This is a genomic window from Rhizobium sp. 18065, assembly GCF_902706095.1.
Classification (GTDB): domain Bacteria; phylum Pseudomonadota; class Alphaproteobacteria; order Rhizobiales; family Rhizobiaceae; genus Allorhizobium.
Genome location: NZ_CACSJP010000001.1, coordinates 745,552 through 767,984, shown reverse-complemented (window position 1 = coordinate 767,984; position 22,433 = coordinate 745,552). Strand labels below are relative to the sequence as shown.

Annotated in this window: 20 protein-coding genes; 9 read left to right on the top strand and 11 right to left on the bottom strand. The window is 61.3% G+C overall.

Features of this window, described 5'->3' with window-relative positions:
• Position 1: 1 nt before the first annotated feature.
• The 4 genes from GVK95_RS03645 to GVK95_RS03630 form a co-directional block, all read right to left on the bottom strand.
• Positions 2-907 (bottom strand): ABC transporter permease subunit, encoded by a 906-nt coding sequence (locus GVK95_RS03645; RefSeq protein WP_159946632.1) that lies wholly within the window; start codon positions 905-907, stop codon positions 2-4.
• Between the two features lie 10 nt (positions 908-917).
• Positions 918-2,072: an ABC transporter ATP-binding protein gene (locus GVK95_RS03640; RefSeq protein ID WP_159946630.1), complete on the bottom strand. Its 1,155-nt coding sequence runs from the start codon at positions 2,070-2,072 to the stop codon at positions 918-920.
• 121 nt (positions 2,073-2,193) lie between these two features.
• The gene (locus tag GVK95_RS03635) at positions 2,194-3,294 is read right to left on the bottom strand and encodes a polyamine ABC transporter substrate-binding protein (protein WP_159946628.1); all 1,101 of its coding nucleotides are present in this window, start codon (positions 3,292-3,294) and stop codon (positions 2,194-2,196) included.
• 138 nt (positions 3,295-3,432) lie between these two features.
• Positions 3,433-4,860: an XRE family transcriptional regulator gene (locus GVK95_RS03630; protein ID WP_159946626.1), complete on the bottom strand. Its 1,428-nt coding sequence runs from the start codon at positions 4,858-4,860 to the stop codon at positions 3,433-3,435.
• A 227-nt stretch (positions 4,861-5,087) separates the two neighbouring features.
• On the opposite strand from GVK95_RS03630, the gene aceA reads away from it, so the two are divergent.
• The 3 genes from aceA (at position 5,088) to GVK95_RS03615 (ending at position 7,445) form a co-directional block, all read left to right on the top strand.
• A complete protein-coding gene (gene aceA, locus GVK95_RS03625) occupies positions 5,088-6,377 on the top strand; it encodes an isocitrate lyase (RefSeq protein ID WP_159946624.1) in 1,290 nt (429 codons plus the stop codon).
• 100 nt (positions 6,378-6,477) lie between these two features.
• On the top strand, positions 6,478-6,723 hold the full coding sequence (locus GVK95_RS03620) for a hypothetical protein (protein ID WP_007597203.1): 246 nt from the start codon (positions 6,478-6,480) through the stop codon (positions 6,721-6,723).
• A 197-nt stretch (positions 6,724-6,920) separates the two neighbouring features.
• Positions 6,921-7,445, top strand: a complete 525-nt coding sequence (locus tag GVK95_RS03615) for a cupin domain-containing protein (protein WP_159946622.1) — start codon at positions 6,921-6,923, stop codon at positions 7,443-7,445.
• On the opposite strand, the gene GVK95_RS03610 is transcribed toward GVK95_RS03615, so the two are convergent.
• Positions 7,410-8,285: a LysR family transcriptional regulator gene (locus tag GVK95_RS03610; RefSeq protein ID WP_159946620.1), complete on the bottom strand. Its 876-nt coding sequence runs from the start codon at positions 8,283-8,285 to the stop codon at positions 7,410-7,412. The two genes, GVK95_RS03615 and GVK95_RS03610, sit on opposite strands and share 36 nt — an antisense overlap.
• An 89-nt stretch (positions 8,286-8,374) precedes the next feature.
• Between GVK95_RS03610 and GVK95_RS03605 the strand changes: the two genes are divergently transcribed.
• A complete protein-coding gene (locus GVK95_RS03605) occupies positions 8,375-8,587 on the top strand; it encodes a hypothetical protein (RefSeq protein WP_159946618.1) in 213 nt (70 codons plus the stop codon).
• A 90-nt stretch (positions 8,588-8,677) separates the two neighbouring features.
• On the opposite strand, the gene GVK95_RS25010 is transcribed toward GVK95_RS03605, so the two are convergent.
• The 6 genes from GVK95_RS25010 to GVK95_RS03580 form a co-directional block, all read right to left on the bottom strand.
• Positions 8,678-8,836, bottom strand: coding sequence for a hypothetical protein (locus GVK95_RS25010; protein ID WP_200844194.1), 159 nt, complete (start codon positions 8,834-8,836; stop codon positions 8,678-8,680).
• Positions 8,837-9,084: 248 nt separating this feature from the next.
• Positions 9,085-10,119, bottom strand: a complete 1,035-nt coding sequence (gene rsgA, locus GVK95_RS03600) for a ribosome small subunit-dependent GTPase A (RefSeq protein WP_159946616.1) — start codon at positions 10,117-10,119, stop codon at positions 9,085-9,087.
• 170 nt (positions 10,120-10,289) lie between these two features.
• Positions 10,290-10,499: a cold-shock protein gene (locus GVK95_RS03595; RefSeq protein WP_007597196.1), complete on the bottom strand. Its 210-nt coding sequence runs from the start codon at positions 10,497-10,499 to the stop codon at positions 10,290-10,292.
• Positions 10,500-10,850: 351 nt separating this feature from the next.
• Positions 10,851-13,328, bottom strand: coding sequence for a HAMP domain-containing methyl-accepting chemotaxis protein (locus GVK95_RS03590; protein ID WP_200844218.1), 2,478 nt, complete (start codon positions 13,326-13,328; stop codon positions 10,851-10,853).
• A 385-nt stretch (positions 13,329-13,713) separates the two neighbouring features.
• Entirely contained in the window at positions 13,714-13,857 is a 144-nt protein-coding gene (locus GVK95_RS03585) for a hypothetical protein (protein ID WP_159946612.1), read from the bottom strand.
• Between the two features lie 211 nt (positions 13,858-14,068).
• Positions 14,069-15,250 (bottom strand): NAD(P)/FAD-dependent oxidoreductase, encoded by a 1,182-nt coding sequence (locus tag GVK95_RS03580; protein WP_159946610.1) that lies wholly within the window; start codon positions 15,248-15,250, stop codon positions 14,069-14,071.
• A gap of 126 nt (positions 15,251-15,376) precedes the next feature.
• Here GVK95_RS03580 and GVK95_RS03575 point away from each other — a divergent pair, with 126 nt between their 5' ends.
• The 5 genes from GVK95_RS03575 to edd all read left to right on the top strand — a co-directional run bounded on the left by GVK95_RS03575 (position 15,377) and on the right by edd (position 22,361).
• A complete protein-coding gene (locus GVK95_RS03575; RefSeq protein WP_159946608.1) occupies positions 15,377-16,813 on the top strand; it encodes a glutamine synthetase family protein in 1,437 nt (478 codons plus the stop codon).
• 12 nt (positions 16,814-16,825) lie between these two features.
• Positions 16,826-18,112 (top strand): FAD-binding oxidoreductase, encoded by a 1,287-nt coding sequence (locus GVK95_RS03570; protein WP_159946606.1) that lies wholly within the window; start codon positions 16,826-16,828, stop codon positions 18,110-18,112.
• Positions 18,113-18,220: 108 nt separating this feature from the next.
• Entirely contained in the window at positions 18,221-19,693 is a 1,473-nt protein-coding gene (zwf, locus tag GVK95_RS03565; protein WP_159946604.1) for a glucose-6-phosphate dehydrogenase, read from the top strand.
• A 14-nt stretch (positions 19,694-19,707) separates the two neighbouring features.
• Positions 19,708-20,406: a 6-phosphogluconolactonase gene (gene pgl / locus GVK95_RS03560; protein ID WP_159946602.1), complete on the top strand. Its 699-nt coding sequence runs from the start codon at positions 19,708-19,710 to the stop codon at positions 20,404-20,406.
• A 137-nt stretch (positions 20,407-20,543) separates the two neighbouring features.
• Positions 20,544-22,361: a phosphogluconate dehydratase gene (gene edd, locus GVK95_RS03555; RefSeq protein WP_159946600.1), complete on the top strand. Its 1,818-nt coding sequence runs from the start codon at positions 20,544-20,546 to the stop codon at positions 22,359-22,361.
• Positions 22,362-22,433 lie beyond the last annotated feature (72 nt).

Sequence of the window (22,433 nt, the reverse complement as noted above, 5' to 3'; positions counted from 1 at the left end):
CTCACGCTTTCTGCTGCTGGTTCTGGAAGATCGCAATCGGCACGACCAGCATCAGCAGCAGCAGAACGGCGACAGCAGAGGCCAGCGGCCAATCGCGGTTGCCGAAGAATTCCGTCCACAGCGTCTTGCCGATCATCAGCGTTTCGGCGCCGCCCAAGAGATCCGGGATGACGAATTCGCCGGTGATCGGGATGAAGCAGATCATCGAACCGGCAATCACGCCCGGGATGGACAGCGGGAAAGTGATCTTCCAGAAGGCCTTCCACGGCGGGCAACCGAGATCGCTTGCGGCCTCGAGCAGCGTTCCGTCGAGCTTCTCCAGCGCCGAGTAGAGCGGCAGGACCATGAAGGGCAGATAGGAATAGACGATGCCGATGAACACGGCCGTCTCGGTGCGGAAGATCTGCACCTGATCGTTCGGGTCCATCAGACCCAGCCAATGCAGGACGATGGTCAGCAGGCCCTCGGGCTTCAGGATGCCGATCCAGGCATAGACGCGGATCAGGAACGACGTCCAGAATGGCAGGATGACCAGCATCAGCAAAGTCGGTCGGATGGTGACGGAGGCGCGCGCCATGGCCAGCGCCATCGGATAGCCGATCAGCAGCAGCAGAAGCGTCGAGATGCTCGCGATCCGCAGCGAAGACAGGTAGGCGTTCATGTAGAGCGGATCTTCGAGCAGGAAGAAATAGTTCTCGAAATCCAGCTGCGAGAGATAGTCCCGGATCGTGGCGAAACCCTCGAACACCGGAGTGTAGGGCGGCATGGCGATCGCCGTGTCCGACAGCGAGATCTTCACGATGATCAGGAAGGGCGCGACGAAGAACAGCACCATCCACAGATACGGGATCAGCACCACCAGCCATCGGGCCGGGTCGGGTTTGTTTGTTGTGACTGGTTCGGCCATTTTCGCCTCCTCAGCGGGTCAGGACAAGACCGGCATCCGCCGACCAGGACAGCCACACCATGTCGCCGAAGGTGATCGGCCGGTCGACCAGACGGGCGACATTGGCCTGGGCTGCACGGAACATGCGGCCATCATCCAGCTTGACGATGAAGACGGAGAAATCGCCGAGATAGCCGATGTCCCAGACTTCGCCATGCAGGGCATTGGTCGAGATATCGACCGGCTGATCGAGCGAGATGCGCACCTTTTCGGGGCGGATGGCAAAGGCGACAGCATCGCCGGGCGTCGCTGCGCAGCTTTGCTCGACGGCCACACTGATGCCCTCGCAATCGACCTTGACGGTGTCCCTGCCCGCCGCATCATCGCGGCTGAGAAGTTTGCCTTCGAGGATGTTGATGTCACCGATGAAGTCCGCAACATAGCGGCAGTTGGGCGCCTCATAAATCTCGGCCGGCGTCGCGACCTGAACAAGGATGCCCTTGTCCATGACGGCAATACGGTCGGATACCGTCATCGCCTCTTCCTGGTCATGGGTGACGATCAGAAAGGTCAGGCCAAGCTTGGTCTGGATATCCATCAGCTCGAACTGGGTTTCCTCACGCAGCTTGCGGTCGAGCGCGCCGAGCGGCTCGTCGAGCAGCAGCACCTTCGGCCGCTTGGCGAGAGAACGGGCGAGCGCCACACGCTGGCGCTGGCCGCCGGACAACTGGTTCGGCTTGCGCTTGGCAAACTGGTCGAGCTTGACGAGTTTCAGCATTTCGGCAACGCGGGCGTCGATCTCGCCCCTGGCCAGGTTGTCCTGCTCGAGGCCGAAGGCAATGTTCTTTTCGACCGTCATATGGGGGAAAAGCGCGTAGGACTGGAACATCATATTGGTCGGGCGCTTGTAGGGCGGCGTGCCGGACAGGTCCTTGCCCTGCAGCAGGATGCGGCCCGATGTCGGCTGTTCGAAACCTGCCAGCATGCGCATCAGCGTGGTCTTGCCACATCCCGACGGTCCCAGCAGCGAGAAGAATTCGCGCTCGTAGATATCGAGCGTCAGATTGTCGACCGCAACGAAATCACCGAAGCGCTTCGTGACATTTTCAAAACGGATGAAGGGGACCGCGTCCGGATCGGTCCAAGGTGAGAATTTACGCTTAACTGGCCCCAGAGATTTCGCCATCGCCCGATCCCGACTGTTTTGTTGTTCTTGCTTGTTTTGCTTGCTTGCTGTTCCGGCTTCTTGTTTTGGCCCCACAAGAAAAAGCCGGGCGATTGAGGCGCCCGGCTGGTGTTTCTGACCGTTAGCTGCCGGTCTTGATCTGGGTCCAGACCCGGTTGAGCACCCGCTGCTCCTTCGGCCCGTAAGGCGAAATCGTGAAGAGCTTCTTGACGGTCTCTTCGGTCGGGTAGACGGACGGATTCTTGATCACCGCCTCGTCGAGCAGGGCCTGCGAGGCGAGGTTGCCATTGGCGTACTGAACATAGTTCGACGCCTTGGCAATCACGTCCGGCTTCATCAGATAATTGATGAATTCATGTGCTTCGGCGACATTGTTGGAATCCGCCGGGATCGCCAGGTTGTCGAACCACATGTATGTGCCTTCCTTCGGAATCACATATTCGATCTCGACGCCGTTCTTGGCTTCTTCCGCGCGCGCCTTGGCTTGCAGGATGTCGCCAGACCAGCCGATCGTGACGCAAATGTCGCCATTGGCGAGGTCATCGATATAGGACGAGGAGTTGAAGGTCTTCACGAAGGGGCGAATCTGAGAATAGACTGCGCCACCGGCTTCGAGGTCGGCGGTCGCCTTGCTGTCCGGGTCCTTGCCGATGTAGTTCATCGAAATCGCGAAAGTCTCGTCCGAGGCATCGAGGATGTTGATGCCGCAGGCCTTCAGCTTTTCAGCGTTTTCCGGCTTGAAGATCGCATCCCAGCTGTCGATCTTGAAGTCGGCGCCAAGCGCTTCCTTGATCTTGGCCGTGTTGAAGCCGATGCCGGTCGTTCCCCACATGTAGTTGACGGCATATTCGTTGCCGGGATCGTACTTGGCCAGACGCGCAGAAATATCCGGCCACATGTTGGCGAGGTTCGGCAGCTTGGACTTGTCGAGCTTCTGGAAAACACCGGCGGTGATCTGGCGAGCCAGGAACGGACCGGTCGGCACGACGACATCGTAGCCTGAGCCGCCGGCCAGCAGCTTGGTCTCCAGCAATTCGTTCGAATCGAAGACGTCGTAGACGACCTTGATGCCGGTTTCCTTGGTAAATTCCTCGAGGACGGACTCATCGATATAATCCGACCAGTTGTAGACGTGGACGACGCGCTCCTGCGCCTGGACAGCCGATGCGATGAAGATCGTCGCGAGGGCCACCGACGCTGTACGAATGAAATGAGCCTTCATTTTTTCTCCTGTTCCAGCCTGGAGACCGATGGTCCCCCATGCCATTCCCGTTGTTTTTTTAAGAGACTAGAAAGGAATTGGACGGGCGACAAGCGAAATTCTTCGCAGTTGCTAAGGCAATATTGGGCCTGCCCGGAATTACTGGAAATCGAAGGCGCTCAAGCCAGTGACCATTTCATCGAGCCCGAGCGGGCGCGTCAAAGGTGGCTCGGCCCGCGACAGACAGCCCGAACGCTCGCACAGCCGACAGGCCGTGCCGATCGGAACAGGTGCAACCACCGGTGAACGGACAGCATCCGCATAAACCACCTCGTCGCCCTGCGCGATGTCGCAACCGATCAGCAATGCCGTGCGTCTCACCCGTTCACCGAACCCCGCCTGGGGGCCCTCCAGCGTGCGCGAGACCGTCAGAAAACCGGCGCCATCCGGCATCTGGACATGGTCGACAAGAAGCTGGGACGGCTGGGCGAAGGCGACATGGATGTTGAGCTTGGGACACAGGCCGCCGAATTTTGCCTGAGGAAAACCTTGCGCGCCGCTGCGGCGGAAGCGATTGCCGGCATTGTCCACTTCCAGAATGAAAAACGGCACACCCTGCGCACCCGGTCGCTGCAGCATGGTCAGGCGATTGGCCGCCTGTTCGAACGAGACATTGAAGCGGGCGCGCAGCACATCGACATCATAGCGGGCGCGCTGGGCCGCCGCCAGGAAGGCACCGTAAGGCATCATCAACGCATGGGCGGCATATCGCGCCAGCTCGAACCGCCCGAGCCGCTTGGCCTCGCCGGAGGTCAGGGCCAGATCCTCCAGCGCCGCCTGGATCTCGTCATTCAACGCCAGCAGACAGACTTCCATCGCCACTTCGCGCAACTGGTCGAAGGCGGACAGCCGCTCGGACAGAAACAGACGCATGGAATGGCGGTCGTAGCGCCGGCGCAAGGACGGCATGGTCTGCACCGGCAGGGCCCGCACGACGATGCCGTGCTTGTTTCTCAGCCAGGATTTCAGTGCGACCGCAAGATCATCGCCAGCGACCAATCCGAGGGCCGCGTGGAAGGCCTCGGCGGCATCCTCGATGCGGGCGTGGAAATTGGCGCGCCGCTCGATCACCTCGCGCACTTCGTCGATCGGCAGTCTGGCACCCGACAAGGATGTCTCATGACCTTCGCGGGCCAGAAGGTCGGCGAGATCGGTCAGGCGCGCGGCCTGCTCGCGATAGGCGCGGTAAAGCTTGACGATACCGTTTGCCGCATTGGGTGCGACTTCGGCAATCTCGATCAGTTCCTGATTGCCCGGCAGTTCGCCAGACAGAAGCGGATCGGCGAAGACCTCGCGCAATTGGCTCGCCGTGCCGCCCGCCTCGCCCTGCAGCTCGTCGAGATCGACCTTGTAGACCGATGCCAGTTTCAGCAGCAGCTGGACCGTCAGCGGACGCTGGTTGCGCTCGATCAGATTGAGATAGGAGGGCGAGATTTCCAGCGCCTCTGCCATGGCCGTCTGGGTCAGGCCCAGACCGTTGCGAATGCGCCGGACACGCGGGCCGGCAAAGATCTTGTTCTCAGCCATTCATCCGCCCCTTTACAAATTCCGACAACATCCGTTCCCGTTTCAAATTTACAGTATTTACAAATTTACACCGCAGCCCTGTCAAAGACAAGACAGCCTAACCTCTTTCAACACGTTGATTTCATGTTTTTTCTAGCCGACTTGTGCGGCGCGATGTAAATCTAGTCACATCAAAGGCGAGCAAAATTGACGACGAGTTCGCATCGAGGAATGAAAGGGAGACGACAATGACTGATTTTTACAATCTCGTTCCGAACGCACCGAAGGGCCGTTATGACGGCATCCAGCGCAGCTACACCGCCGAAGACGTCAAGCGTCTGCGCGGCTCGGTCGAGATCAAGCATTCGCTCGCGGAAATGGGTGCCAACCGGTTGTGGAAGCTGATCCACGAGGAGGATTTCGTCAACGCGCTCGGCGCGCTTTCCGGCAACCAGGCGATGCAGATGGTCCGGGCCGGCCTGAAGGCGATCTATCTCTCCGGCTGGCAGGTTGCGGCCGATGCCAATACCGCTTCGTCGATGTATCCGGACCAGTCGCTCTATCCGGCCAATGCCGCACCGGAGCTGGCCAAGCGGATCAACAAGACGCTGCAGCGCGCCGACCAGATCGAAACCCAGGAAGGCAATGGCCTTTCGGTCGAAACCTGGTTTGCACCGATCGTTGCCGACGCGGAGGCCGGCTTCGGCGGACCGCTCAACTCCTTCGAGATCATGAAGGCGTTCATCGAGGCGGGCGCTGCCGGCGTTCACTATGAAGACCAGCTGGCTTCGGAAAAGAAATGCGGCCATCTCGGCGGCAAGGTGCTGATCCCGACGCAGGCGCATATTCGCAACCTGTCTGCGGCGCGTCTGGCCGCCGACGTCATGGGCACGCCGACGCTGATCATCGCCCGCACCGATGCTGAAGCGGCAAAGCTTTTGACCTCCGATATCGACGAGCGCGACCGGCCCTTCGTCGACTACGATGCCGGTCGCACGGCGGAAGGCTTCTACCAGGTGAAGAACGGCATCGAGCCGTGCATTGCCCGCGCGATCGCCTATGCACCGCATTGCGACATGATCTGGATGGAGACATCCAAGCCGGATCTCGAGCAGGCCCGCAGGTTTGCCGAGGCGGTGCACAAGGTGCATCCGGGCAAGAAGCTCGCCTACAATTGCTCGCCATCGTTCAACTGGAAGAAGAACCTCGATGACGCGACGATCGCCAAGTACCAGAAGGAACTCGGCGCGATGGGCTACAAGTTCCAGTTCATCACGCTGGCCGGCTTCCACCAGCTGAACTACGGGATGTTCGAACTGGCGCGCGGCTACAAGGATCGCCAGATGTCGGCCTATTCGGAGCTGCAGCAGGCGGAGTTTGCCGCCGAGGTCAACGGGTACACCGCGACCAAGCACCAGCGCGAAGTCGGCACCGGCTATTTCGATGCCGTATCGCTGGCGATTTCCGGCGGCCAGTCCTCGACAACGGCGATGGGCGAATCCACCGAACACGATCAGTTCCGCCCGGCGGCGGAATAAGGAAAGACCCCTCCCACCCCTTTGTGGGGAGAATTTGGGAGGGGCTTCTAGACCGAACATGCCAACATTCAACAACCCCAAATACAAGAGGAGGAATACCATGACCCCGCAGACCCGAGTCAAAGAACGCGCAGAAGAACAGTCATCGGCCATGAGCACCGATCAGCAGGCGATGATCCGCATGCTGGCCAATGACCTGCACCGCCTGAACCATTCGATCATGAAGGCCGTCGATGCCGGCGTGTCCGTCGAACTGGTCCGCTCCGCCCGCCACCATGGTGGCGACGGCAACTGGGGCGACCTGCTGATCCCGGTCATCGTGACCCAGGGCGCCCACGCCGCCTGATCCGAACTCCACAATACCGTCCGGCCCTGACCTCCGGAACGGCTGCCCGCACAAGGATCGCCTCGGGGGAGGAGCGACGGTCGTTGTGCGGGCTTTTTGGTTAGGGCTGGCACAACAAACCCGCTTTGACGGCGAAATGCTTACGCGTTATTCTACGCCTGTTGCATGTAGCGCCCTCTCGCCGCGGAGCTGAGACGATGGATATGCAGGATCAACACGGCATGATGGTTGGCTTCGGCCGCGACCGGTTCGAGACGCCGGTGCGATTTCTCAATGGCCGCTTCGACTGCAAGGTGTCAGCGCGTGATACCCAGGGCAACCTGTGCATCATCGACACATTTCGAGACCGGGCCGGCGGTCCACCGTTGCACTACCACGAACTGCAGGACGAGTGGTTCATGGTACTCGAAGGCGAATTCCTGTTTCAGCTCGGTGACCGGTTGCTGAGGGCTTCCCCCGGCGATTCACTCTTCGGGCCGCGCATGGTGCCTCACACCTTTCGCAACCTAACGGATCAGGCCCGTATGCTGCTTGTTTTCCAGCCGGCTCTGGAGATTGAAGGCTTTTTCAATGCCGGCGTCGCGCTCCACCAGGTGCAGACGCCCATGTTCGATTCCCTGAGCCTCGCCCATCACATCTACAATGTCGGCCCACCACTCAGCCAGGACCAAGTCGTGGCGATCCCATCAGCTGCCGCGCCGAGACCTCGTCCCGTCGAATAGCTCCCGATGCGCCTTGAACAGAGTCTTCATGCGGTCGACCACCGTGCGGATCTCTGGGCGATGGCGGTCGTCGTTGTTCATCACGATCCACTGACGGTGCCGCAATTCAACGATCTCCTCGCCTGCCCTTTGCAGCCTGGGCTCCAGATCGCCGACAAAGCAGGGAAGCACGGCGATGCCTGCACCCGCCAGCGCCAGATCTCGCAGCGAGCGCGGTCTGTTGACCGTGGCGATGATCCGTCCCGGCAGATGCTCATGCGGCCAGCGCAGATAGGCGGAAATGGCGTTTTCCCGATCAACGGCCAGCCAGCGCTCCGGTCCGGCATCGACGGTGTTGCGGGCCCGGAAAGGCGCATAGGCGACCTCCCCGACCAGCGAGGTGGCCAGGTTGAGTTCTTCCGGCTCGAAGGCGCGCATGCCGATGTCGCTTTCCCGATGGGCGAGGCTTGCGCGCTGTTCGGCGATGAAGAGATCGATGCGAAAGGCATCGCGTTCCTGGCGAATGGCCGGGAAGTTTTCTGCAAGCAGCCAGCCGTTCCAGGTGCCGACGGCGATCCGTACCAGGGCATCGGACGCTGTGCCGCGTCGCCAGATATCGACCTTGCGCGAGGCGGATTCCAGTTCACCCAGATGATCGAGCAAGGCCTTGCCGTCGCCGGTCAGCGTGTAGCCGGTCTGGCTGCGGTGAAACAGCGGTCGGCCCAGATCCTCCTCCAGCACCAGCATGCGACGGCCGATGGTGGCGGGGCTCAAGCCGCTGGCGGAAGCCGCGCCCGTCAGGCCACCCAAACGCGCGACCTGGAGAAAGAGCTGATAGGAATCCCACGCTATGTTTTTCATAGATGAAACGCATAGCGCATTATCTCATGTTTATGGAGCTAAATTTGTCGAATAGATGGGGTGATGGATTGAAAAAGAGGAGATCCGTCATGGTGGAGATCTATGCGGCGATGGCATTCGAGATGATGCGGGAGCGGTACGCCGGAAACCCGCGCCTGCGCGAAGAGGAATTCTACCGGGCATACCGGGAAAGCTGGTGGGGGCGCTTGCGGAGGACGTGGACCGCCAAGAGGCCGGAACAGACCGACGAATTACCGTCCGCAGAATGTTGCTGGTGCCGTGACGGGCAACCGGCCGAGTGAGGCTGCCGGCATCATTGGTCACCAACCGCTCACGTTATAGCCTGGATCGTCTCCGCGCCGGAAAGGCTGGCGCGGAGACGGTTACTCGGGTCAGACGCTGACGCGCCGGCCTTCCTTGTCGGCCGACTTGCGATCGGCGCCGTGCTTTTCGATGATCACCTTGGCATCCTCGACCGAGATACGATGCTTCTTGGCAAAGGCGATCGGCTCGTAGGGCTTTGCTTCAGCGCTTGTGTTTTTATCGGACATGAAAGTCTCCATTCGTGCGGGCTTTGGCGGGACGCCGAAGCCAGTTGAAGTCGTGTAGAATTGTGAGGAACGGGCCGGCCCAATCTGCCTGCGATGTCTGCGCAGGCGGCCGCCTCGACGTGTTCTCTATGTGGGAAGAGGCTGCGTCTTTTCAAGGATGAGGTCTGGACGGCCGCGTCTGCATGTCCGCCCGCATGGTTCGTCCATCCCGTGGCGCCTTCAACGAAGGCACCGATTGCCTAGTGTCGTCAGTATTTGTTCTTGCGCACACTCTTGTTTCCGCGCGGTCCTGTCTGCACCGGTGTGCGGCTGCGGCTTTCCTCCAGCAGTCCGCGCCAGCGCTCCAGACGGTCCGCATCGAGCGTGTCGGCCTTGACCGCCGCCTGCACGGCGCAGCCCGGCTCGTGGACATGGGTGCAGTCGCGAAAGCGGCACGCCTCCGCCAGATCGGTGATGTCGCCGAACAGGGCTTCGAGGCCGTCGGAAATATCGCTGACGTAAAGGGTACGGATGCCAGGTGTATCGACTACCCAGCCACCGCCGGCGATGGCATGCAGCGAGCGCGCCGTCGTGGTGTGCCTGCCTTGCGCATCATATTCGCGGATGCCACCGGTCTTCTGCAGACTGTCGGATCCGGCCAGCGTGTTGACCAGTGTCGATTTGCCAACGCCGGAAGAACCGACCAGCGCAACCGTCTGGCCTGCGCCGCACCAGGGCTTCAACGCTGCAATCGCATCTGCCGATTTGGCATTGAGGACAACGACCGACAGATCGCGCTGCAAGGCTCTTGCCTGTTGCGCATAGCTGTCCGCATCGGCGACCGTGTCGGCCTTGGTCAGCACGATCACCGGCACAGTTCCCGCCTGATGGGCCATGATCAGATAACGCTCCAACCGTGCCGGATTGAAATCGGCGTTGCAGGAGGTGGCGATGAACAGCGTGTCGACATTGGCAGCGGCCAGTTGCTGGCCGTGCTTGAGTTCGGTGCGCCGCTGCAGAACCGTCCGGCGGTCGAGGCGGCGGACCAGCATCTGCGTGAAGGGATCAGCCAGAACCCAGTCGCCCACGGCGAAGTCTGCCGTGTTGACGTTCGATCCGATCTCAAGCTCCACCGGGCCATGGGCATTGATCGCCTCAAGGCGTGCACGATGAACGGAAGAAATGCGCCGGGGCGCCAATTCCATTTCGTCCGGCGTCACCTGCAGGCTGAAAAAATCAGACCAGCCCAGCGGCTCCAGCGATGATGGAGTGTTCGAACCAGTCACAGTCTTCGCATCATTCATAGCTCATCCCGATGTTTTGGCACGGTCTTGCCAGCCAGCAATCAAGATAGGCCTAACGGCGATCCGATGGATTGCAACAAAAAAAGGCCAGGCAATCAGCCTGACCTCCCTGGGTAAACTTGCTTTCGACAGTGCCGGTACATCCGCGGTCAAAGGAAAGCAGTTTCCGATTATACAGCCTGCAGGTTGCAAGCAGACATCTTGCCCGACTTCTTGTCGCGCTCGAGGTCGAAGCCGATCTTCTGGCCTTCGACGATTTCGCGCATTCCGGCGCGCTCGACGGCAGAGATATGAACGAACGCGTCAGCGTCGCCATTGTCAGGCTGGATGAAGCCGAAGCCCTTGGTGGAGTTAAACCATTTTACTGTGCCGGTGATCATGATGAACCCTTTCATAGCAGTATTGAATAACCACAGTGCCGAAGCGCTGCGGATGGTGGTAGCGAATTTTGAAATGAAGGTTCGTTCAGGGCGCGATTGGAAAAAGCGCGGTAACCAAAGCTCAGCAAGCAAAATATCGACAGGCCCGATATAGGCAAGCGTACCGGCATTGTCAACTTTTAGTTTTTGCCAACTGCCTGATCGCCTTCTGCTTGCATTAGCGATGAATACAATCCGGCACATTACCTCTCTGCGCCTCTCCGCGTGCGTTGGCGCCTGCAGCCGGCTTTCCCCATGGGAGAAGTACCGGCCGCAGTGGCGCCCAGGATACGTTCATGATCCTTTTGCGCCTTACGCCGCTCTTGATGCCCCGGCTCGCTCGGCCTCGATACGAAACTGCTGCAGCAGATCGCGGAGCGCATCGGTCTGACCCGACAGGTCCTGGGTCGCGGCTGTCGCTTCCTCGACCATGGCGGCATTCTGCTGGGTCATCTGGTCCATGCGCGACACCGCGCCATTGACCTCCTGCAGCGCGCCGGACTGTTCACGGCTGGTTTCGGCGATCTTCTCGACATGTTCGCTGATGGCGGAAATCTGGCTGCCGATGCGCGACAGGACCTCGCCGGTCTGCTGCACATGGGTCGCGCCGCTTGCGACTTCCTGGGCCGAGCGATTGATCAGGCCCTTGATCTCCTTGGCGGCACCTGCCGAGCGCTGGGCCAGTTCACGAACCTCCTGAGCAACGACGGCAAAGCCCTTGCCGGCCTCTCCGGCACGGGCAGCTTCGACACCGGCATTGAGCGCCAGCAGGTTGGTCTGGAAGGCGATCTCGTCGATCACGCCGATGATGCTGGAAATCTGGCCCGAGGCCTCCTCGATCCGGCCCATGGCCGAAATCGCGCTGCCGACAACCACGGCGGATTCATCGGCATTCTTCTTGGCGTCGCGCACCACGCCATTGACGCGCTCGGCGCGTTCCGACGCAGACCTTACGGCAACGGTGATCTCGTCGACGGCGGCCGCCGTCTCTTCGAGCGATGCCGCCTGCTGTTCGGTGCGGCGGGCGAGGTCGACGGCGGACTGCGCCATCTGGCGGCCGTTGTTCTGGATCATGTCCACATTGCCGGCAATCTGGCGCATGGTGTCGCGCAGTCGGGCAAGCGACAGGTTGAAATCGGTACGCAGCGTTTCGAGGCGCCCATGAAAGCGGCCCTCGATCTCGAAGGAAATATCGCCATTGGCAAGGCGTTCCAGCGCTTGGGCGAGCTTCGTCACGGCGTGGTCGATCTCGGCATCCAGTGCCCGCTTGTCGGCGTCATTGCGGCGGCGCTCGGCTTCGGCCTCCTGCTGCTCGCGCTGGCGTTCCGCCTCCATCTCGATCTTGGTATGGGCATTGATCTTGAAGACACCGAGCGCGCGGGCCATGGCGCCGATTTCGTCGCCGCGCTTGTCGCCAATAATACCGGCTTCCAGGTCGCCTTCTGCAAGACGCTGCATGGTTGCGGTGATGCGGGCGATCGGTCGCTGCAAGGTGAGCACAAGCGCAAAGCCGCCAATGATGGCGACAATAACGCCGGCCACCATGGTGGAGATCGAAAGACGGTTGGCTTCCTGGGTTTCCGTGCCCGCCACATCCTTCTGAAGGTCGGCAAAGGCTGTCAGCGAAGCCCAGATCGTATCCATGGTCCTGCTGGCTTCGGCATAGCTTGCAATGCGGTCGGCGCTGGATTTGACCAGCGTCTCGCTATCAGCTGTCAGGCCTGCGAGGTGCGGGGTGATTGCAGCGACAAGGCTCTCGTAAAATGCCTTGTCGGCGATGCTGCCGCCGAGCACGGCGAGATTGTCGCTGACCAGCTTGATCTGGCGCAGCAGCGGATCGCGCGCCTTGTCATCCTTGGCCATCAGGAAGCCTGCTGTGATCAGGCGCAGGTCATAGACATCGGCGATCAGCATGCGGCTGCCCGACAGGACGTCGGCGGCCTGCACGGCGCTGGTTTCGACGGCGGCAAAGCGGCTGACGGCGAGCGCGTTCTTTTCCATCGCACTGGCGCGCAGGATGGTTTCATAGCCACGGAATTTTGCCATGACCGGCCCGATGGCGCGGCCGGCCTCCAGGCTCGTATCGCCGGCGGCCAGCTTTTCCTTCAATTCGGCAATGGTTGCCTGCAGGGTCTTACCCAGATCCTTGTGCTGCGGCGGCAGGGCGGTTGCAATCTTGCGCTGGGTCTTGACCAGTTCGGGCAGCGCCTTCTGCAGAACCGGGAACTGCGCTTCGGGCAGGCCGGCGGCGAAATAGTCCCTGGCGAGCGTGGCCATGAAATTGGCAGCGGCGGTCAGGCGATCGGCTTCGCGCAGGGCGCTCTTCGCATCGTTTTCGCCCGAGACCACGGCGCGCTGCAATTTCTGCGCCTCGTCGGAGACGCGAATCTGCTGGGCCATCAAGCCTTTCAGGTGTTCGTTGATGCCGGACGCGAGTTGCACTTCGGCCTGATGCAATTGCCACAGGCTGTCGATCTTCTGGTTGATAGCGCCGGTGCCGGCAATCGCTTCATCGAGGAAATTGCGACCCACGCCGTCCGCACCGATTTCAGTGACATTGACCTGAAGTGTGCCCTGCTGGGCAGACAGTTCGGCAAGAACAGCCGCGCGCGTTTCCTCCGACGTTTCGCTGAGAAAGCGGGCCATCGTTGCGTTGACATTGCGGAAGCCATTGAGCGACCGCATGGTGCCGTTGGAGATTTCCATGCGCTGCTGCAACATGCCGGAGGCATAAAGGCCCATCAGCCCGACGGCCGTGATCGACAACACGAACGGCAGGACGAAGGCCATGACCTTGGTCGATATCGAAAAACGCGACAAAATACGATCGATCAACTTGCTTCCTCCAAGCAATTGCGACGCTTGCGCGCCGACTTCCTCCCTGCCTGCAATCCATCGTCGCGCAACCTGAAACAGTGCGCAGCGATTTTTCGGCAAGTCTCCGAGGAAAAGCGTGCAACAAAAGTATCAAGACGAAGTTAAGTGAGAGAACGGGACCGCTTCATCAGAGGTTCACAGATCCATGCCGCGACCAAGCGACAGCCGACGCGAGCGCGGGATTGCCTGCACGACAGAGCTTGCGCTTGTCACATCGTTGCAAAGGAGTTTGTATCCGGCGAGCATAGCAGCCGGGCTTTTGCTTGCCGGCTGGCCGTTCATCTTGCCCTGGACCTGATCAGTGTATCAGGCAGATGGCCAGCGCTGCCAGGGCGCTTGCCGCGTAAGCGCTGAGAATGGCGATATGGAGCAGCCGGTCGCGGTCGGTGTCACGCGTGCGGGCAATGGCAATGGCGCGGGGTTTGCGATCATGTCTGTTCATCAGCGCTGTCCTCATAGTGGGCCACTCGACAGGAAGCATGCCTTTTCGGGCTTGCCGGCCCGACCTCATGTCACGGATCCCTGATGGTCACCGCTCCGGCATTCCTTCAGGATGGCGGAGGCATGTTAACAAGTGCTGAATTATCAGGTGAAGCTTGCGTGGATCGTTATGCAAAAGAGTTTGGCGCCGCCAGCCCGCCGATTTTGCAACTTCAGAGGCTTTCGCCCGCCGCATAACCGGATGCCCAGGCCCACTGGAAATTATAGCCGCCCAGCCAGCCGGTGACATCCACACATTCGCCGATGAAATAGAGGCCCGGCACGTCCCTGGCCATCATCGTGCGGCTATCCAGATGGCGGGTATCGACACCGCCGAGGGTGACTTCCGCCGTACGATAGCCTTCCGAGCCGGCAGGCTTGATCACCCAGCGGCGCAGATGCTGCTCGACGGATGCCAGCGCCTTGTCGGACTGGTCGGCCAGCGGCCTGTCGAGCTTCAAACTGTCGGCAATATACTGAGCCAGGCGCTTGGGCAGGTGCTGGGCAAGCACGGTCTGGACCGCTTGCCGACCGTTTTCGCGCCTCGCCTGTTTCAGGCCTTCAAGCACCGCGACATCCGGCTCCAGCGACAAGATGATCTCGTCGCCTTCGCGCCAGTAGCTGGAGATCTGCAGGATCGCCGGCCCCGAGAGACCTCGATGGGTGAACAGCATCGCTTCGCGGAAACTCGTCTTGCCATGACGGATATCGGCGTCGACAGCCACGCCGGCGAGTTCGGCCAGATCGGCGAGCAGGTTCGGCTCCAGCGTCAACGGCACCAGGGCCGGCCTTGTCTCGGTAACGGTCAGGCCGAACTGCTCGGCGATGCGATAGGCAAATCCGGTCGCACCCATTTTCGGGATCGACTTGCCGCCACAGGCGACAACCAGCGACCTGGCGATGATCGTGCCTTCCGAGGTCGGCAGGCGAAAACCATCGATGCCATGTTCGACGGTATCGATCGTGGTCGAAAGCTTCAGGTCGACATGGGCGGCCCGCATCTCTTCGAGCAGCATGCGGATGATATCCTTGGCGCTGTCATCGCAGAACAACTGGCCGAGCGTCTTCTCGTGCCAGGCGATCTTGTGGCGATCGACCATGGCGATGAAATCATGCGGGGTATAGCGGGCCAGCGCCGACTTGGCGAAATGCGGATTGTCCGACAGATAGTTCTTCGGACCGGCATGAATATTGGTGAAGTTGCAGCGGCCGCCGCCAGAGATGCGGATCTTTTCGCCCGGCGCCTTTGCGTGGTCGAGGATGACAACCGAACGGCCGCGCCGGCCCGCCGTCATCGCGGCCATCATGCCGGCCGCGCCTGCGCCAAGGATGGCGACATCATACTGCTTGGCCATATCCGGCTCCCGATCCGCGTTCACCGCCTGTCTTTTCGATCGGGCCGTCAAAGTCAACGGTCCCCCCTCGCCAATTGGCAAAGTCTGGTTATGATGGTTGCATCAACAATCCGAACCCGGTGAGACATGCCTCCTAAAAAGACAATGCTGAGACCCCAAGGCGCGGCAAAGAAAAAGGCGAGCATCCCCCCGGACCCCAGATCGATGCGTGGCGTCAGCAGCTGGAAAGAAGCAGCCGGCTGGCTGCGGGCGCGCGGCATCGAGGATATCGAATGCATCACGCCCGATCTTGCCGGCGTGCCGCGCGGCAAGATGATGCCGTCGTCGAAGTTCACCTCCAACACGTCTCTGGCGCTGCCGTCGGCACTCTATCGCCATACGATTTCCGGTGAATATCCAGAGGAAACGGGCAATTTCCGCTACGAGCCGCGCGACAGCGATCTGAAGCTGGTTCCCGACCTTTCGACGCTGTCCGTCGTTCCGTGGGAGACCGATCCGACGGCGCAGGTGATCTGCGACATCGTCGGCTCGACTGGCGAGGACGTGCCCTATACGCCACGCAACGTGCTGAAAAACGTGGTGCGCATGTATTCGGATCGCGGCTGGAAGCCGGTCGTGGCACCGGAAATCGAATTCTACCTCGTTGCCACCAATGACGACCCGGACTATCCGCTGCATCCGCCAAAGGGCCGCTCAGGTCGCGCTATCGTCAGCGGCCAGGGCTATTCCATCGCCGGCATCAACGAATTCGACGAACTGATCGATGACATCTATCACTTCTCGGAAAAGCAGGGCCTGGAGATCGACACGCTGATCCATGAAGAGGGTCCGGCACAGCTCGAAATCAACCTGCGCCACGGCGATCCGATCGAGCTTGCCGACCAGGTCTTCCTGTTCAAGCGCACGATCCGCGAAGCCGCCCTCAAACACGGCATCTACGCGACCTTCATGGCCAAGCCGATGCAGGGACAGGCTGGATCGGCGATGCATATCCATCAGTCGGTGGTCGATATCGAGACCGGCAAGAACGTCTTTTCCAATCCGGACGGATCGCCGTCGAAGGAATTCTTCCACTTCATCGGCGGCATGCAGAGCTTCGTGCCCAAGGCGCTGGTGATGATGGCGCCTTATGTGAACTCCTATCGCCGCCTGACGCCCGACATGTCGGCACCGGTCAACAATGCCTGGGGCTATGACAACCGCACAACGGCCTTCCGCGTGCCGGTGTCCGATGCCGCTGCCCGCCGCATCGAAAACCGCCTGCCCGGCTCCGACTGCAATCCCTATCTGGCGCTCGCCGCCTCGCTCGGCTGCGGCCTGCTCGGCATCCTGAAGGAGGTCGAACCGACGGCAGCCTCCGAAGGTACCGCCAACGAGGGTTCCGTCGATCTGCCGCGCGGCCTGCTGGAAGCCGTGTCGCAGCTGGAATCGGACGATGCGCTGGCCGAAGTCCTGAGCGCCGAGTTCATCGGCCTTTATGCCGGGGTCAAGCGCGGCGAGTTCGAGACCTTCATGCAGGTGATCAGCCCGTGGGAACGCGAATTCCTTCTCCTGAACGTCTGAGGAGCGCGGTTCATGGCATGGCAAAGTCCTATCGCACCCGGCCTGTCCTGGTATCAGGCGAGTGCCGGGGAGCGGCCGGAATATCCGGCGCTTGACGGCTCGACCACCGCCGATGTCGCCATTGTCGGCGGCGGCTATACCGGCCTTCAGGCGGCCTATCATCTGGCGACGCGCGGCGTCTCGGTCGTGCTGATCGAAGGCCATCGCTTCGGCGACGGCGCATCGGGACGCAATGGCGGCCAGCTCGGCACCGGCCAGCGCGCCTGGCCGGACGAACTGGAAGATGAACTCGGCTACGAGCGCTCCAAGGCGCTGTTCGACATGGCCGAAAATGCCAAGCAGCATCTGCTCGATTTTGCCAGCACCCATGGCATCGACATGGAATACATGCCGGGGCAGATGAATGTCTCGCACAAGAAGAGCTACGAGAACGACTATCGTCGCTCGGCCGAGATCCTGGCGACCCGCTACAACTATCCGCATGTCAGCTTCATGGACCAGGCCGAGACCGCTCGACGGCTCGGTTCGCAGCGCTATTTCTGCGGCGTGCGCGATACCGGCACCGGCCATATCCATCCGCTGAAGATGCTGATCGGGCTGGCGCGCGTGGCAGCAGGATCCGGCGCGCGCATCCATGAGATGACGCCGGCCACGGCCATCCGCCAGAACGGCGGCAAGACGATGATCGATACGCCCAAGGGCACGATTACCGCCGACAAGGTGCTGATCGCGACCAATGCCTATATCGGCAATCTGGAACCGGTGACGGCGGCCCGCGTCATGCCGATCCGCTCGTTCATCGGCGCAACCGTGCCGCTCGACAAGTTTCCGGATGTGATCCCGGGCTCGGAGGCCGTCGCCGACAGCCGCTTCGTCGTGCGCTATTTTCGCAAGAGCCAGGACGGGCGACTGCTGTTCGGCGGCCGCGAGGCCTATACCTCGGACAGTCCGCGCGACATCTCCACCCATATCCGGCGTCAGATCGCCGAGATCTACCCTTCCCTGAAAGACATCGAGATGACCCATGCCTGGGGCGGCTCGGTCGGCATCACGCTGCCGCGCAAGCCCTTTGCCCGCGAGGTCATGCCCGGCGTCACGTCGATTGGCGGATTTTCCGGACACGGCGTGATGTTGTCAAACTATTCAGGCAAAATGTACGCCGATTCGATTGCCGGAAACTCGAGTGAACTGGACCTGCTCAAACAACTCAAGATCCCGCCTTTCCCCGGTGGTGCACGGTTCAGAAGCCCGCTTCTGTTCCTGGCGCTGACCTGGTATGCGCTGCGGGACAGGTTCTGAAATCCGACTGCGGCGTTGCGCTGCAGCAGAGATTTTCATTCGGGCTCTGGCTTTTTTAAATCGATTAGATTACAAACCTAGCCATGAATTTCGAGTGAGAGACGCCGTATGAGCAGCCAGATCATCCCCGTTGAACCTTTTGACTATGTCGTCTTCGGCGGCACCGGCGACCTTGCCGAACGCAAGCTGTTGCCAGCGCTCTATCATCGCCAGCTGGCCGGCCAGCTGACCGAGCCGACGCGCATCATCGGGGCCTCGCGCACGGCTATGACCGACGACGAATATCGTCAGTACACGCTCGCCGCATTGAAGGAACACCTCAAGGCTGAGGAACTCGACGAAGCGCAGCTGGCGAAATTTCTCGCCCGTATCTTCTACGTCGCGGTCGACGCCAAGTCCGATCAGGGCTGGCCGCAGCTGAAGACCCTGCTCGACGCCGGCAAGGACATCGTGCGCGCCTTCTATCTCGCTGTCTCCCCGTCGATCTTCGGCGACATCGCCGACAAGATCCGCGATCACAAGCTGATCACCAAGTCGACCCGCATCGTGGTGGAAAAGCCGATTGGCCGCGACCTCGCATCCGCCCAGGCGCTGAACGACACGATCGGCAAGGTGTTCAAGGAAGAGCAGATCTTCCGCATCGACCACTATCTCGGCAAGGAAACCGTGCAGAACCTGATGGCGCTGCGCTTTGCCAATGCGCTCTATGAGCCGCTGTGGAACTCCGCCCATATCGATCACGTGCAGATCACGGTTGCCGAATCCGTCGGCCTGGAAGGTCGCGTCACCTACTATGACAAGGCCGGCGCGCTGCGCGACATGGTGCAGAACCATATCCTGCAGCTGCTCTGCCTTGTGGCCATGGAAGCCCCCTCCTCGCTCGACGCCGAAGCTGTGCGCGACGAGAAGCTGAAGGTGCTGCGCTCGCTGAAGCCGATTACCGGCGCCAATGTCGAGAAACGTACCGTGCGCGGCCAGTACCGCGCCGGCGCCTCTGCCGGTGGCCCGGTCAACGGCTACCAGGAAGAGCTGGAGGCGGCCTCCGACACCGAGACCTTCGTTGCCATCAAGACCGAGATCAACAACTGGCGCTGGGCGGGCGTTCCCTTCTATCTGCGCACCGGCAAACGTCTTGCCAGCCGCATGTCCGAGATCGTCATCGCCTTCAAGCCGATCCCGCATTCGATCTTCGGCGAGGGCGCCGGTCGCATAGAAGCCAACAAGCTGGTCATCCGCCTGCAGCCGGACGAAGGCGTCAAGCAATGGCTGATGATCAAGGATCCGGGTCCGGGCGGCATGCGCCTGCGCCATGTATCGCTCGACATGAGCTTTGCCCAGGCCTTCGAAGTCCGTAATCCGGACGCCTATGAGCGCCTGCTGATGGACGTCATCCGCTCGAACCAGACGCTGTTCATGCGCCGCGACGAAGTCGAGGCGGCGTGGAACTGGGTCGACCCGATCCTGAAAGCCTGGGAAGAAATTGGCCAGAAGGCGCAGGGCTATACGTCCGGCACCTGGGGTCCGAGCCAGGCCATCGCGCTGATCGAGCGCGACGGTCGCACCTGGCACGAAAACGACTGAGGCCGGGGATCGCGATGGCGCATCACATGCATACATTCGAGACCGGATCGGCGTTGGCTGAAGCGCTGGCCGCGCGCGTCGCTTCAGCCCTTTCCGCAGCGATTGCAGCCAAGGGAGAGGCGACGCTTGCCGTCTCCGGCGGCTCGACGCCGAAAGCCTTTTTCGAGGCTCTGTCCTTGCAAAAACTCGACTGGTCGAAGGTCAAGATCACGCTGGTCGACGAACGGTTCGTGCCGGCAGACAATGCGCGGTCCAACCATCTTCTGGTCGCGACGCATCTGTTGAAAAACGAAGCGGTATCGGCCGAATTCGTGCCGCTCTATCGTCCGGAAGCAACGATCGAGGATGCCGCAGTCACTGCATCCGGTATCGTGCCCGGCATGACCGAACCTTTTGACGTTGCTATTCTCGGCATGGGCACCGACGGCCACACGGCCTCGTTTTTCCCAGGCGGCGATCATCTGGCGGCAGCGCTCGATCTTTCGAAGCCGCGCCGGGTGATGACCATGGAAGCGCCGGGCGCCGGCGAGGCAAGGCTGACCCTGTCATTCTCGGCATTGTACGATGCGGGCCTGCTGGTGGTGCATATCGAAGGTGCTGAAAAGAAGGCGGTGCTGGACAAGGCACTGTCTGGCTCGGACGAAGCCGACATGCCGATCCGGGCCGTACTTGAACGGGCGGCGACGACACCCGACATCTATTGGGCGCCCTGAGAGGCTTGCCCTGCCCTGCCGGTTGAGGAGACCGGCAGGGGCTTTATAACGACAAGACGATGAACTTTCGGGCCTGTCGAGGCCCCCCGCGCGATGCGTGCCCAAGGCGCTCGCGCCCAGTTGAGGAGCAACATCCGATGAGTGCAGATCGCCGTATCGAAGCCATTACCAAGCGCATTGTCGAACGGTCGAAGCCGACCCGGGAGCTCTATCTCGAGCGCACACGCCGCGCGATCACCAAGGGTGTGCACCGCTCGACACTGTCATGCGGCAACCTCGCCCATGGCTTTGCCGTCTGTTCCCCCGGGGACAAGGCGGCGCTTGCCGGCGACATCGTCCCCAATCTCGGCATCATCACCTCCTACAATGACATGCTGTCGGCGCATCAGCCGTTCGAGACCTATCCGGCACAGATCCGCAAGGCAGCGGCCGAAGTCGGCGGCGTGGCCCAGGTGGCCGGCGGCGTTCCGGCGATGTGCGATGGCGTGACGCAAGGCCAGCCCGGAATGGAACTGTCGCTGTTTTCGCGCGACGCGATCGCCATGTCCGCCGGCATCGGGCTTAGCCACAACATGTTCGATTCCACCGTCTATCTCGGCGTCTGCGACAAGATCGTGCCCGGACTGATGATCGCGGCACTCACCTTCGGCCATCTGCCGGCGGTCTTCGTGCCGGCCGGTCCGATGACGACAGGTCTTCCCAATGACGAGAAGTCGCGCATCCGCCAGCTCTATGCCGAAGGCAAGGTCGGCCGCGAGGAGTTGCTGGAAGCCGAATCCAAGTCCTATCACGGCCCCGGCACCTGCACCTTCTACGGCACGGCCAATTCCAACCAGATGCTGATGGAAATCATGGGCTTCCACCTGCCCGGCGCATCGTTCATCAATCCGGGCACACCGCTGCGCGACGCACTCACCCGGGAAGCGACCAAGCGGGCGCTGGCAATCACGGCGCTTGGCAACGAGTTCACACCGGCTGGCGAGATGATCGACGAGCGCTCGATCGTCAATGGCGTGGTCGGCCTGCATGCGACCGGCGGCTCGACGAACCACACGATGCATCTGCTCGCCATGGCGCGGGCGGGTGGCATCAAGCTGACCTGGGAAGACATTTCCGAACTGTCCGACATCGTGCCGCTGCTCGCCCGCGTCTATCCGAACGGACTTGCCGACGTGAACCATTTCCACGCCGCCGGCGGCATGGGCTTCCTGATCAAACAGTTGCTGAAGGCCGGATATGTGCATGACGATGTGCGCACGGTCTATGGCCAGGGCCTCACCGCCTATGCCATAGACCCTAAACTTGCCGACGACGGCACCGTCAGGCGCGAGCCGTCATCGGAGGCAAGCGCCGACCCGAAGGTGCTGACGACATTCGACAAGCCTTTCCAGTCGAATGGTGGCCTGAAGATGCTGACCGGCTCGCTCGGCAAGGCGGTGATCAAGATCTCCGCCGTCAAGCCAGAGCGCCATGTCATCGAAGCGCCGGCGATCGTGTTCAACGACCAGCAGGAACTGCAGGAGGCGTTCAAGGCCGGCAAGCTCGAGCGCGATTTCATCGCGGTCGTGCGCTTCCAGGGACCGCGCGCCAATGGCATGCCGGAACTGCACCGTCTGACCCCGCCGCTCGGCGTGCTGCAGGATCGCGGCTTCAAGGTGGCACTGGTCACCGACGGCCGCATGTCAGGTGCATCGGGCAAGGTGCCGGCCGCCATCCATGTGACACCGGAAGCCGTCGATGGCGGCCCGATTGCCAAGATCAAGGATGGCGACATCATTCGTCTCGACGCCGTCGCCGGCACGCTCGAAGTGCTGGTCAATCCCGGCGAATTTGCCGCGCGACCGGCCGTAACCGTCAATCTGGACGAAAACGAGTATGGCATGGGCCGCGAACTGTTTGCCAGCTTCCGCCGCATCGCCGGACCTGCAGACCAGGGCGCAAGCGTGCTGTTCTAGATACCGACAGATCATCGAGCAGGCCCGATCCGGCCTGCTCGTCTGTCTGGCGACAGACAGGCTTGAGCGCTG